The organism is Streptomyces sp. NL15-2K (assembly GCF_030551255.1).
In the GTDB taxonomy this organism is placed as follows: Bacteria; Actinomycetota; Actinomycetes; order Streptomycetales; family Streptomycetaceae; genus Streptomyces.
The window spans coordinates 6,021,731-6,034,497 of the sequence record NZ_CP130630.1 but is presented as its reverse complement, the minus strand read 5'-3'; the positions used below and the strand labels follow the sequence as shown (position 1 = coordinate 6,034,497).

Below are 12,767 nucleotides of genomic sequence, written 5' to 3'. Positions count from 1 at the left end.
CCCGCGCGTCGCCTTGTGTGGTCCTTGGGGCGGCGTGCCCGTGGTGGTCAGTCGTCAGGACGTGCTCTTCGCCAGTTCCGCCGCGGGTGTGGCCGGGGCCGCGGCTTCCGGCGCCGCGGAGGTGCGGTCCGCGGAAGCGCGGCGGCGGAGCAGGCTCGGGATGCGGAAACCCGGTGTCCCGAGGCCCCCGGTGACCCGGTCCAGGAAGATCGCCAGGGCCACCACCGCCAGTCCGCCCTCGAACCCGGCACCGACGTCGAGCTGGGTCACGCCGCGGACCACGATCTCGCCGAGTCCGCCCGCGCCCACCATTCCCGCGATGACGACCATGGACAGCGCCAGCATGATCACCTGGTTGACGCCTGCCATGATCGACGGCATGGCGAGCGGGAGCTGGACCTGACGCAGTACCTGCCGGGGGCGTGAGCCGAAGGCGTGTGCCGCTTCCACGATCTCCTTGTCGACCTGCCGGATGCCGAGCGCGGTCAGCCGGACCGCGGGGGGCAGGGCGAAGACCGTCGTCGACACGGTGCCCGGCACGACGCCGATGCCGAAGAAGAACACGGACGGGATGAGGTAGACGAACACCGGCAGCGTCTGCATGAAGTCCAGCACCGGCCGCACCGCCGCGGCGGCCCGGTCGCTGGTGGCCGCCCACACCCCGATCGGCACGCCGATCGCCACGGCCGCCGTACCGGAGATCAGTACGACGGTGAGGCTCTGCATCGCGGCGGTCCACAGCTCCATGGAGTCGACGAGCAGGAACGCCAGGACCGTGAAGACCACGAGCTGCCAGCGCCGGGTCGCCAGCCAGGCGACGACGGCGAAGACCGGGATCAGCACCCCGGAAGAGGGCGTGTGCAGGATCCAGTACACCCCGTTCACGACCGAGGTCACGGCGGACGACAGGCCGTCGAACGCCCCGCCGAAGTGGCGCAGGAGAAACTGGATGCCGTCGTTGACGTAGTCCCCGACGGGGATCCTAGGCATGAGCACGACTGATCCTCCTCGGCTGGGCCAGAGCGGACAGGATGGCCGCCTTGGGTGCGACGCCGAGCAGCCGCCCGGCGGTGTCCACCACCGCGACCGGGACGATGCCCTGGCCCGCTAGGTGCAGGAAGTCCGCCAGCGGCTGGTCCGGCCGTACGGTGCGATACGCGTCCCCCACCCGCCCGGTGAGATCCGGCTCGCCGTCCCGCAGGGCGTCGGCGAGGTCCTGGTCCCGTGCCGCGCCGAGCAGCAGCCCGTCGTCGTCCACGATGAAGACGCCGGTCGCCTCGGCGTTCGCCAGCCGCTCCAGTACGTCCGCGGGTGCCTCGCCGACGTGTGCCGTCAGCAGCGCGGGCCGCATCACCGCTGAGGCGGTCAGCACCCGGGACCGGTCGACGTCGGACACGAAGTCGCTCACGTAGTCGTCCGCGGGCGCGGAGACGATCTCCGGCCCGGTGCCGCACTGCACGACGGCACCGTCCTTCATCACCATGATCCGGCTGCCGATCCGCATGGCCTCGTTGAGGTCGTGGGTGACGAAGACGACGGTGCGCCGGTGCTCCGCCTGGAGCTCCAGCAGCAGATCCTGCATGTTCCGCTTGATCAGCGGGTCCAGCGCGCTGAACGGCTCGTCCATCAGCAGGATGTCGGCGTCGGTCGCCAAGGCCCGTGCCAGGCCGACCCGTTGGCGCATACCGCCGGACAGGGCGTGCGGGCGTGCGTCACCGTGGTTCCCGAGGCCGACCTGGTGCAGGGCCGCGTCGGCCCGCGCCAGCCGCTCCTTCGCCGTGACGCCCCGGATCCGGAGCCCGTACGCGGCGTTTTCCCGCACCGATCGGTGCGGGAACAGCGCGAAGTGCTGGAAGACCATGCTGATCCTGCGGTTCCTGAGCTCCCGCAGGGCATCCGCGTCCATGCCTGTCACCTCGGCGCCGTCGATCCGCAGCGTCCCGGACGTCGGCTCCACGAGCCGGTTGACCATCCGCAGCAGCGTCGACTTGCCGGACCCGGACAGGCCCATGACGACGAAGAGCTCGCCCCGGCCGACGGTGAAGTCGACGTCGTGGACGGCAAGGGTTCCCCCGGCCGCGGTGACGGCCTCCCGCCCGCCGCCCAGCAGCTGGGCCCCCCGGCGCTCGGGAAGGCCGTACACCTTGCTCAGTCCGGAGCCTTCGATCATCACGGGAGGAGCCGCCGAGGGGAGCGCGTCCGCGAGCGGGGCCCGGGTGGTGGGGAGTCCTGTACTCATGTGGATCAGCTCCCGACCACGGCGGCGGCGCCGTCCTTGCCGCCCACCGTCTTGACTCCGGTCAGCCACTTCTTGACGACCTCCGGATGGTCGGCCATCCACGACGAGGCGATCTTCTCGGCCGACTGCTTCTTGTTGTCGTAGGCGTCGATCCAGGCGGACGCGGTCGCCGAGTCGATGGTGATCTGGGACAGGAAACGGGTCAGGTTCGGGTCGTCCTTCTTCAGGCCGGACCGGGTGAGCACCCGGATCTGGCCGGCGCCCGGCCAGACCTTCTGCGGGTCGGCGAGGAAGGTCACGTCCCACTTCACGACCATCCAGTGCGGCCGCCAGGCCAGGAAGACCACCGGCTCGTCCTTGGCTACCCGGCGGGTGACCTCGGCGAGCATGGCCTCGGTGCTGCTCTGGACCAGCTTCCACTTGCCGAGCCCGTACGCGTTCTTCTTGATCGCGTCGAGGATGTACTGGTTGCCGGGCGAACCCGGCTCGATGCCGAGGATCTCGTGGTGGAACTCGTCGCCGTGGGCGGCGAGGTCCGCGAGGGAGGTGATGCCCAGCTTCTTCGCCGTCGCCCCCGGGATGCCCGGCGCGTACTGCGTGCCGGTGAGCAGCGTGCCCGTCACCGCGACCGACTTGTCGTCGATCAGCTTGCCGTACACGGGCTTCTGCGAGGGCCACCAGTTGCCGAGGTACGCGTCCGCCTTGCCGGTGGACAGCGCCTGGGCGCCCAGCGGCACCGACACGTCCTGGACGGAAGGCGAATAGCCGAGCTTGGTGAGGATGTCGGAGGCGATCTGGTTCTCGACGACGAGGTCCGCCCAGGGCTGCTGGACGAGACGGACGGAGTCCGATCCGCCCCCGGAGGAGCCGAACGAAGCGGAGTCGCCGCTGCCGCAGCCCGCGAGGAGCGGTGGCAGGAGGAGGGCGAGGGTCAGGGCGAGGGCGCTGCGGCGGACGTGGCGGCGGCCGCGTAGCGAACGCAAGAGGCCAGGAAGGTCACGGAAGAGGAGCATGGGAGCTGTTCTCCTGTCAGGAGGGTGAGACGGCTGAGGGTTCACGCCCCGTCGGCTCCTCGGGGTCGACCCAGACGGGAGAGGACCAGGCCATCTCGCCGTCGGTCTGGATGACACGTACGTAGTAGAACGCGGGGCCGCCGGGATCGTCCGTCCACGTCAGTCGCCGCTCGGTGCCGCCGAGCGAGGTCAGCCCGCCGGTGCCGCGGCCCAGGCACAGCCGCCCGCCGTCCCCGCCCGGCAGTTCGACCGCCCCGGCCGCCAGCTTGCCCAGGGCGACGGTGGTGCCGCCCTGGGCGGTCTCCAGGTCGACCGTGGCCTCCGGCGGGCCGACCAGGGTCAACTCGATCCCGCCGCGCTGCGAACCGTACGGCTCCCCGAAGGACTTGGTGGACGCCGTCCACCGCACCTCGCGCTCGTCGGCCATGGTCACCTCGGGGCCCCAGTACGGCGTCCGCACCACCCTGCCGCCGTCGATCCGCAGCCGCCCGCTCCAGTCGGTGGTCACGCCGCTGCCCCCGAACTCCACGCGCAGCGGCAGCTCCACCCAGCCGTCCGGCAGCCCCAGGTCGGGCGACAGCGATTGGATCGTCTCGCCACTGCGGACCAGTTCGATCCGCGCCAGGTCGCGGAACCCGCGGGCGTATACCTCGATGTCGACGGGCCCGGAGTGCCGGATCTCGCCGCCCATGAAGGCGCCGCCCACCCGTACGTCGACGATGACGTCCCGCGTCGTGGCGCCGAACACCCGGCGCGCCTGGAGGGCGTCGAACACGCCGTCCCGGGTGAGTTCTCCGGCATACGCGCCGACGTAACTGGCCCCGTTGCCGTGGTCCGAGCTGGCGATCAGCCCGAAGCGGTGCCCCCGGCGCAGCCCGTCCAGCACGAACGTCCCGTCCAGCGTGCCGTCCGAGTACTGGCGGAAGCAGCCCTGCCCCTCGTAGTTGCCGCGGCACGCCTGGAACACCTCCACCAGGCGCAGGAACTCGGGGTCCTGGTAGTCCCAGTCGTAGGGGATCATCGCCGAGCCGGGGTGGTGCGGGATGGTGAGGGCCGGATAGCGCGGATGGCGCCGCAGACTCGCCCACAGTTCGTCCGGCGTCCGTGAACCGGCCGCGAAGGAGGAGTAGATCGGCGCGCCGCGTTCCTCGGAGCCGTAGATCACGTTCTGGTGGCCGGTGTTGCCGGTCCACTCGAAGCCGTACAGCGGCACGAAGCGGCCGTCGACCCGGAACAGGTCGGCGATCTTCTGGATCGACCACCACTGGTAGGCGCTGCTGTTCTCGGAGTGGTCGGTGACCGCCCAGAAGTCGTAGTCGCAGACGTCCCAGCCGTAGCGGTAGAAGTCCTCCAGTGACGGCTCGTCACCGGAGGTGCACCGGCTGACCAGGGAGTGGCGGTGCAGGTCCCCCCAGTACAGGGTGAGTTCGTCGCCGTCGACCTCGGTCCGGTAGCGCGGGGAGGCGGTGGCGGCCCAGGAACGGGCCTCGCGGCGGTCGCTGCTCGCCACCACCTCAAGGGGGCGGCCGGCCCGCGCGGGCCGGCCGTCGGCAGGCAGCGTCGCGGTGGCGATCGCGCCGACGCCGTGCATGCCGTGCCACACCACCGACCCCAGATGCTCCAGCAGCACCGGGCACTCCCGGCCGCCGAAGCCCTCCGTCCAGGTCAGGCTGCGCTCCAGGCGGCCGTCGGTCTGCCAGGCCAGCACCACTCCCTCCCCTGAGCGGGCCACGGCGACCTCCTCCAGCGTCCCGTCGCTGCCGCCGAAGGTGACCGGCTTCGACCAGCCGTCGGGGCCGAGCGTCTGCGCGGCGGCCTCCCAGTAGTACGTCATGAGGGGCAGCCGCCGGTGGGTGCGGTACGCCACCGTCAGCCCGCCGTACGCGTCCGCCGCCAGCCGGGGCAGCCCGCCCGGCACCACGTCCAGCCCCTCGGCCAGTACGCCCTCGGGCTCCAGCAGCCCTTCCTCGGTCACGCGCACCACACGCAAAGAGGCCGTCACCTCCGGCAGCAGCTCCGGCGGTACGGCGTCGCCGCTGTCCCGCATGCCGGCCAGCCGCGGTGCTTCCGGGAGTTCCGCCGCGGGCCGCAGCCGGGTCGGGCCGGAACCGCCGTGCCCGTGCACCGCGATGACGTCGAACGCGCACCAGATCCCGCCGTCCGCCGTCACCGCCAGGCTCGGGTGCAGCGCGTAGTCGGTGCCCGAGCTGACCGGACGTACCGGGCCCAGGACCTGCGGGGTGTCCGGTCCCAAGCCCCGCGGGGTGTCCGGGCCTAGGCCCAGCGTGGTGGCCGGGTCGTACCGGGTCGTAGTGTCCCCCGTGCACACCACGACCCGGTACGACCCGGCCACGTACTCCGACCACGCGTACACGCTGCCGCCGTCCGGCAGCGCCGCCACCGCGGGATCCCACGCGTTGCCCGCCGCCCCCTCGCTGACCAGCCGGACCCCGCCCCACACCCCGCCGTGCCGGCGCCGGGACCAGATGCCGAAGCCCGCCCCGTGCGGGCCCTGCCACACCACCTCGACGCCGCCGTCCGCGTGCGCGACGATCTCCTGGTTGAACGACGGGTGACCGGTGTCGCCGACCCGCTCCGCGGCCCCCCACCCGGAGGCGGGGTCGTGACGGTGGGCCCAGACGTCCACCCGGCCGTCCGCGTCCGCCCGCCCGTAGCAGACCCAGGCGGCGCCCTCCTCGTCGAAGACGGCGGACGGGCGGAAGCAGTCGGACGGCTCGTCGTCCAGCACGACCGGGACCGCCTCGGCGCCCGGGGCGTCCGCCAGCGCCGCGACCACGCGCTCCCCCACGTCCTCCTGCCACTCGACCCACACGTACAGGACCCGGCCGTCGTCCGCCGCCGCGACGGCCGGCCGGGCCGCCGAACGCTGTCCGCACACCGCCCGCCCAGGCACCCTGCGATGCCCCGCGAGCCGCTCCGCGGCCCCCAACTCCCGTTCCCCGGCAGCCAGATACTCGGTGAGCCGTCCCCCGCCCTCGTCGACCCACATGTAACGCAGCGGGTCCGGGTCCAGCGTGGCGACGACGGCCGAGATGTCCGTGCACGCGTCGATCGCGGCGGCCAGTCGGCGGTTGAAGGCGAGCACGCGGTCGAGATCCATCCGCTGGCGCTCGGTGTAGCCGGCCTGGTGGTGGTCGATGCCGCAGCAGCTCGTCATCGGGAGACATCCCTTTAGAGGAAGGCTGAGAAGTGAAGGCGGCGCTGCCTCCCGGCGGAAACCCGCCTCATGGCGGAAAACGATCCCGCCCCGACAGCGCTGAGAACAACGGATACGCCCGGCGGAGGAAGACCAGTTCCTGACCGGACCCATAGGATCCGTCAATGGAACGTCGCCAACTGGAGTACTTCCTCGCGGTCGTACGCAGCGGGGGGTTCACCAACGCCAGCCGCCGACTGCGGATCGCACAGCCCTCCCTGTCACAGGCGATACGGGCCCTGGAACGGGACCTCGGCACCACCCTGTTCCACCGGCTGGGCCGCGGCGTCGGCCTCACCGCGGCCGGTGAGGCACTGGTCCGCCCGGCACAGCAGGTGCTCCGGGACTTCGCCACGGCACGGGCCTCGGTGGAGAGCGTGGTGGAGCTGGCCGGCGGACGGCTCGACATCGTCGCGCTGACGACACTCGCGGTCGACCCGCTCGCCGACCTGATCGGCCGGTTCCGCGAGAAGCACCCGCTGGTCGACGTACGGGTCGCCGACCCGGAACACGACGACGCGGTGACCCGGATGGTCCGTACCGGGGAGTGCGAGATCGGTCTTGCCGAATCCCCCGTCGACCTGGAAGGGCTGGACCATCTGCGCCTGCCCGGCCAACATTTCTTCGCCGTGCTGCCGCCCGGTTCCGGACAGGACGGCGCCGAGGCCGTGAGCGTCGAGGAACTGGCGAGGTTCCCGCTGATCTCGACGCCGGAGGGCACCGCCATGCGTACCCTCGTCGACCGCGCGCTGACCATCGACGGCAGGTCGCCCCGTATCGCGATCGAGACCACGCACCGCGCCGCCATCGTCCCGCTCGTCCTGGCCGGCGCGGGCGCCGCCCTGCTGCCACGCCGGCTCGCGGTGGACGCGGCCGGCCAAGGGGCGGTCGTCCTGCCCACGACACCCCTGCTGGTCCGCAGCGCGGTGATGGTCTGGCGCTGCGAGCAGCGGTCACCTGCGGCCGTCCGGTTCGTGGAGCTGTGCGGTCGGGTACCGGACGGTCCGGAGCCGGCTGCGAAGTAGCGTCTCCGCCGCACACCGACCTGCGCACCGCGAGCCGCACCGCACCGCCCGACCTATCCTGGCAGTGAATGGCCGTCGCGGACGGTCAGGGGGTTCCTCGGATGAGCCAGGGAGGTCCCCGAGTGAGTGCCCGTCGGGGTCGTACGGCCACCGCCGCGACCGCTGTGTCGCTGGTGGTGTCGCTGGTCGTGTCGCTTGTGGTGTCCCTGGCCGCCTGCGGCACGGACGGCGAATCCGCCGGCGCGGGCGGGAACGCCTCCCGCAAGGGCGGTTTCACGATCGGCCTGCTGCTCCCACAGATCCAGATCGCTCGCTGGGAGACGTTCGACAGGCCCCTGATCGAAAAGAAGCTCAAGGAGCTGTGCGACGACTGCACGGTGGAGTACGCCAACGCCCGGGGGGACGTGGCCACCCAGCAACAACAGATGAACACCCTGATCACCAAGGGGGTCGAGGTCCTGATCATCAGCGCCGTGGACTTCAGATCTCTCCACTCCTCCGTCGAGACGGCACACGACGCGGGCATCGAGGTCGTCGCCTACGACGGCCTCGTCGACGGCCCGATCTCGGGCTACGTCTCCTTCGACAACGAACGGGTCGGGAAGCTCCAGGGCGAGGCGCTCCTCAAGGCCATGGGCGACAAGGCGGACGGCGGCCAGATCGTCATGATGAACGGCCCCCAGACCACCCCCACCACGATGGCCTTCAAGAGGGGCGCGCTGTCCGTCCTCGAGGGCGAGGTGAAGATCGGCAAGTCGTACGACGTCCAGGGCTGGAAGCCGGAAAGCGCCAACGCCAACATGGTCCGCGCCATCGCCGCCCTGGGCGCCGGCAACATCGACGGCGTCTACGCCGCCAACGACGCCCTCGCCTCCGGCGTCATCTCCGCCCTCAGGTCCGCCGGCATCCAGCCGCTGCCGCCCGTCACCGGCCAGGACGCCGACCTCGCGGCCCTGCAGCGCATCCTCAGCGGCGAGCAGTACATGAGCGTCTACAAGCCCTTCAAGGCCGAGGCCGAAGCGGCCGCGGAGATGGCCGTCGCCCTGGGCCGCGGCGAAGAGCTGGACGACATCTCCGAGACCACGGTCGACACGCCCACCACCAAGGACATCCCCGCCGTCCTGCTCGACCCCATCCCCGTGACCGCCGACAACATCAAGGACACCGTGATCAAGGACGGCGTGTTCACGACCGCGCAGATCTGCACGCCGAAGTTCGAGTCCGCTTGCGAGAAGGCCGGACTCACCCCCTGACAACGTGGCCCTGCGCTCACCCGATCACCTCCGGAACCTCACTCCGACAGCAGCGCCGTGCCCAGGAACCGGTGGAGGGAGGCCGTCATGCCGGTCACGAAGTCGTCGCGGGTCCGGTCGGAGACCAGGTCGAGGGACAGGTAGGGGTTGAGGTCCTCCAACTCGACCAGGAGCAGTTCGCCTTCTCCGGTGCGGCAGGCGTCCACGCGCTGGATGCCGTGGTCGAGGGTGTTCCAGTCGATGAAGCGGTGGGCGAAGGCGAGATCGGCATCGGTGGGCTCGTAGGGCTCAAGGACCCAGCGCCGGTCGATGTCGGGGGCGTACAGGGCGTACTGGAAGGCGTCGTCGATGTAGTAGAAGGACACCTCGTAGCGGAAGTCGATGCGCGGCTGGACCAGGATGTCGCCGTAGGAGAGGTCGCTGAGCTGGTCCTGGGGCACGAAGGTCAGGCCGATGGAGTCCGCTCCGGCCTTCGGCTTGACCGCGTAGCCTTCGGCCTCGGGCAGCTGGTGCAGGTCCTGGGGCCGGTCGATGGTGGGGATGACCGGGTACCCGTCGGTCGTCAGATCCAGCAGGTACTGCTTGCCGGCCATGTCGCCGCGCCCGGACAGCGGGTTGTAGACCAGGGTGCCCTGGGCGGCAGCCTTCTCCCGGAAGGCGGCGTAGTCCTTCTGGTAGCGCAGCACGGGGCCGCTGTTGCGGACCACGACCGCGTCGAAGGCGTCCATCAGCGCCGCCGCGTCCAGCGGGTGGCACAGGGCGAGGTCGAAGGTGTCGCGCAGCCGGGAGGTCAGGAAGATGTCCTCGTCGCAGTAGCGCCGTCCCCGGGCCTGGTAGGCGAGATCGGTCACGAACAGGAAGCTGGGGCGGACGGACACGGTGCATCTCCTCATTAGGTGACCACCAGCCTAAACACGCACGCGGGAAGCCGAACAGGCACGCACCTGCCGGGATGCTCCCGGCCGCTCACCCAGTAATTGGCAGATCTGTTCCACCGGCACGACCACCTCACCTGGGGTTTTCCTTCGCGAGGGTGGAACAGATCTGCCAATCACCCCCGATCCCGGTCGGTGGGGGCGTGCCGATCGTTCGGAGTTGCCGGCATGGGCCGCGAGACCTTACGCGGCCTGCTCGCCCGGCGCGGCGTCACCGGGGCGGCACGCCCGACGAGCATGTCGAGCGGTTCGGGACGGCCGTACGCGAACTCGTACGGGATGGTGCGAAGTGGAACTACCGTACGGTGGACGGCCGCTGCGTCCCTGCGGTCTGAGCATGTGACCCTGGAGTACGTCGTACGATCCTCCCCGTCCCGCCGGTCGGCGATCAAGCGATGGGGGAGTCGTGGACGTGCTGCGGCAGTCGGATCCGCACCGGATCGGCCCGTACGAGGTGGTGGGCAGACTCGGCGCCGGCGGCATGGGCAAGGTGTATCTGGCCGAGTCACGGTCAGGGCTCCGGCTCGCCGTCAAGGTGGTGCGCGCCGAGCACGCCCAGGACCGTATGTTCCGAGCCCGCTTCCGGCAGGAGGTACGGGCCGCACAGACGGTCGGCGGAGTCGGTACGTACACCGCGCGCGTCGTCGACGCCGACACCGAGGCCGAACGTCCTTGGATGGCGACGGAGTTCGTCGAAGGGCCGAACCTGCGGGACGCGGTGTTGGACCATGGCCCGCTCCCCGAGGACGCGGTTCTCACCCTCGCCGCGGCGCTCGGCGAGGCCCTCGGCGCGATCCACGGCAAGGGCATGGTCCACCGCGACCTCAAGCCGTCCAACATCCTCCTCGCGCCGGACGGCCCGCGCGTGATCGACTTCGGGATCGTACGGGCCCTGGAGGCGACCTCGCTGACCAGGACCGGCACCATCGTCGGCTCGGTCGGCTACGTCTCGCCGGAGCAGATCCGCAACGGCGCCGAGGTGGGGCCGGCCAGCGATGTCTTCTCGCTGGGCGCGGTCCTCGCGTACGCCTCCAGTGGCCGTGAGCCCTTCGGCGAAGGGCAGGACTCAGTGATCCTGCTGCGGATCCTGACCCGGGACTTCGATCTGACCGGGGTGCCGAAGCGGGTGCTGCCGCTCGTCGAGTCCTGCCTGGGCGCCGAGCCGGAGGAACGGCCCACCCCGCGGGCCGTGGTCGAGGCCGCGGGTCACACCGGCCGCTCACTGCGGGACAACACCCGCCCGGGGTGGCTGGCCTTCGCCCCGGACCGTTCGGAGGGCGACGAACGGTGGCTTCCCGACCGGGACTCCGGGGAGGACCGCAGCCGCGTCGAGTATGTCGCTCCGGCCACGGTGGTCAGTGAGCCTTCGGCGGCGGATGTTCCGACCACGCCGCCCGGCGGTACCGAGCGGGGGCCATCACGCCGCAGCCTCCTGGGGATCGCCTCGGGCGGCCTGCTGGCCTCGGGGGCCGGTGTCGGCGGCCTCCTCTTCACACGGGACTCCGGTGGCGGGTCACCCGGCGGCAGCGCCTCGAAGTCGCCGTCACCGAAGGGCAGTTCCGCTGCTCGGCCGACGGTGGCCTGGCGGTACGAGAGCGGGGAGCCGGATGCGGCGGGCGGGCCGTGTGTGGGCGTGTCGTCGGACGGCGGTGTGCTGTACGTGGCGGTCGACAGCGGCACCGTGCGCGCCGTTTCCGGCGAGGGCGAGGAGCTGTGGCGGGTGCGGCTCCAAGGGGGAGGGGCGTCGACGCCGGTCGTCACCTCGGACGCTGTCTTCTGCACCACGTGGGGCGGAGACGAGGAAACCCCCCGGTCCCTGCTCTGCGCGGTGGACCTCGAAGGTCAGCTCCTGTGGAGCAGGAACCTCGAAGGGTACGCCTCCGTGCCGGTCCTCGCCGGTGACGGCGTGGTCGTGGGGACGGGGACTTCCGACGCGGGCGAGATCCGGGCCTACTCGGACGACGGCAGTGAGCAGTGGCGCAGAACGACTCCCGCCGGAGTCACCACCGACCCGCTGGTGGCCGACGGCGTGGTCTACGCGGGCACCTACGGCGACCGCCTGGTGGCCCTGGACGCCGCCGACGGAACCGTGCTCTGGTCCGTGCCCGCCGGGGCCGACGTCAACAGCCCCGCATTGGTCGGCGGGAAGACCCTCGTGACCACTTCGGGCACCGAATCGCGGCTGCACGGCTTCGACCTGGACGGCAACAGGATCTGGAGCAGCGCGGAACTGAGCGAGGTGTCAGGATGCGTCGCGGCGGGTTCGCTGGGGATCGTCGAGATCGGGGGCACCCTTACAGCGATCGAGGCCGACGGCTCCAAGGCATGGACGTACGAGAGCGGCGCTGAGTGGCTGCCGGGAACGGCCGTCGCCGGCGAGACGATCTATGTGCAGACCGACAGCGCCGTCCATGCTGTCGGACTGGACGGCAAGCGCCGCTGGTCGGTGCCGGTCGACACCTCCGGGTCCATGGTGGCCCCGGCAGCCCACGGCACCCGCCTCTACGTCAACACCCCCCGGGGCATCACCGCCCTGGACCTCAAGGTCTAGCCAAGGGCTTGCGCTCGGCGGCCCGTCAGCCCTCTGTGCGGGGGCGCAGGGTCACGTGATAGTTCTCCCCGCCGTAGAGGGACTCGTAGCGGATCTCCAGGTGCAGGCGCCGAGTTATCAGGTCTATGAACTCAGCATGAGTCTGTGGCTCGTACGGGTCCACGCTCAGCAAGAACTCCTCATAGTCGGTGGCGAGGGTCTGCGACTCGCTGAACGTCACTGCGTAGGGCCCATACGACGAGGCCTTCACGCGCCCTGTCCGCGCCGGCCTTGTTCCACACGCCGATCACTTCGCCGTCGACCGTCAGGGATGTGCTGACGACGACGGCCGGGCCGAGACCGGCGTTGATGAGCGTCGCTGATGAGCTGAGGTTCCCTGGGCGATCCTGGGTTTTCCTGGATGCCGGGAAGTGGTCCGTCGTGCTGGGCGGGGTTTGGACGCCTGCCGTGGGACCGTGGGCCGTCGCCGCCGGGTGCGGTGCGGGTGCTCATCGTGTGCGGTACCTGCCGCCTGTGGCGCCGCCGGCTGCGGCG

9 protein-coding genes are annotated in these 12,767 nt (G+C 71.1%); 3 read left to right on the top strand and 6 right to left on the bottom strand.

Going from position 1 to position 12,767, the window contains the following annotated elements; genetic code table 11:
* Positions 1-54: 54 nt before the first annotated feature.
* The 4 genes from Q4V64_RS27125 to Q4V64_RS27110 are packed head-to-tail and all read right to left on the bottom strand — an operon-like array spanning position 55 to position 6,430.
* On the bottom strand, positions 55-990 hold the full coding sequence (locus tag Q4V64_RS27125) for a proline/glycine betaine ABC transporter permease (RefSeq protein WP_124440030.1): 936 nt from the start codon (positions 988-990) through the stop codon (positions 55-57).
* Positions 983-2,239 (bottom strand): betaine/proline/choline family ABC transporter ATP-binding protein, encoded by a 1,257-nt coding sequence (locus tag Q4V64_RS27120; RefSeq protein ID WP_253266940.1) that lies wholly within the window; start codon positions 2,237-2,239, stop codon positions 983-985. Before Q4V64_RS27120 ends, Q4V64_RS27125 begins: the two co-directional genes overlap by 8 nt.
* 5 nt (positions 2,240-2,244) lie before the next feature.
* Positions 2,245-3,252, bottom strand: a complete 1,008-nt coding sequence (locus Q4V64_RS27115; protein ID WP_172629189.1) for an ABC transporter substrate-binding protein — start codon at positions 3,250-3,252, stop codon at positions 2,245-2,247.
* Positions 3,253-3,268: 16 nt separating this feature from the next.
* Positions 3,269-6,430: a DUF3604 domain-containing protein gene (locus Q4V64_RS27110; protein ID WP_124440033.1), complete on the bottom strand. Its 3,162-nt coding sequence runs from the start codon at positions 6,428-6,430 to the stop codon at positions 3,269-3,271.
* A gap of 164 nt (positions 6,431-6,594) precedes the next feature.
* On the opposite strand from Q4V64_RS27110, the gene Q4V64_RS27105 reads away from it, so the two are divergent.
* Together Q4V64_RS27105 and Q4V64_RS27100 are read left to right on the top strand one after the other, a co-directional pair.
* Positions 6,595-7,494, top strand: a complete 900-nt coding sequence (locus Q4V64_RS27105) for a LysR family transcriptional regulator (RefSeq protein ID WP_124440034.1) — start codon at positions 6,595-6,597, stop codon at positions 7,492-7,494.
* 122 nt (positions 7,495-7,616) lie between these two features.
* A complete protein-coding gene (locus Q4V64_RS27100; RefSeq protein WP_124440035.1) occupies positions 7,617-8,747 on the top strand; it encodes a substrate-binding domain-containing protein in 1,131 nt (376 codons plus the stop codon).
* A gap of 38 nt (positions 8,748-8,785) precedes the next feature.
* Here Q4V64_RS27100 and Q4V64_RS27095 read toward each other — a convergent pair whose 3' ends face one another.
* Positions 8,786-9,625 carry a hypothetical protein gene (locus tag Q4V64_RS27095; RefSeq protein ID WP_253266941.1) on the bottom strand — a complete coding sequence of 280 codons (840 nt, stop codon included), beginning with the start codon at positions 9,623-9,625 and terminating at the stop codon, positions 8,786-8,788.
* Between the two features lie 469 nt (positions 9,626-10,094).
* Here Q4V64_RS27095 and Q4V64_RS27090 point away from each other — a divergent pair, with 469 nt between their 5' ends.
* A complete protein-coding gene (locus Q4V64_RS27090; protein WP_253266942.1) occupies positions 10,095-12,233 on the top strand; it encodes a PQQ-binding-like beta-propeller repeat protein in 2,139 nt (712 codons plus the stop codon).
* 25 nt (positions 12,234-12,258) lie between these two features.
* Here the strand turns inward: Q4V64_RS27090 and Q4V64_RS27085 are convergent, their stop codons facing one another.
* A complete protein-coding gene (locus Q4V64_RS27085) occupies positions 12,259-12,453 on the bottom strand; it encodes a hypothetical protein (protein WP_124440039.1) in 195 nt (64 codons plus the stop codon).
* Positions 12,454-12,767: the final 314 nt, after the last annotated feature.

Bases quoted from the DNA above. Each gene is read 5' to 3' on its own strand.
- Q4V64_RS27125 (WP_124440030.1), bottom strand. From the start codon at position 990: ATGCCTAGGATCCCCGTCGGGGACTACGTCAACGACGGCATCCAGTTT.
- Q4V64_RS27120 (WP_253266940.1), bottom strand. From the start codon at position 2,239: ATGAGTACAGGACTCCCCACCACCCGGGCCCCGCTCGCGGACGCGCTC.
- Q4V64_RS27115 (WP_172629189.1), bottom strand. From the start codon at position 3,252: ATGCTCCTCTTCCGTGACCTTCCTGGCCTCTTGCGTTCGCTACGCGGC.
- Q4V64_RS27110 (WP_124440033.1), bottom strand. From the start codon at position 6,430: ATGACGAGCTGCTGCGGCATCGACCACCACCAGGCCGGCTACACCGAG.
- Q4V64_RS27105 (WP_124440034.1), top strand. From the start codon at position 6,595: ATGGAACGTCGCCAACTGGAGTACTTCCTCGCGGTCGTACGCAGCGGG.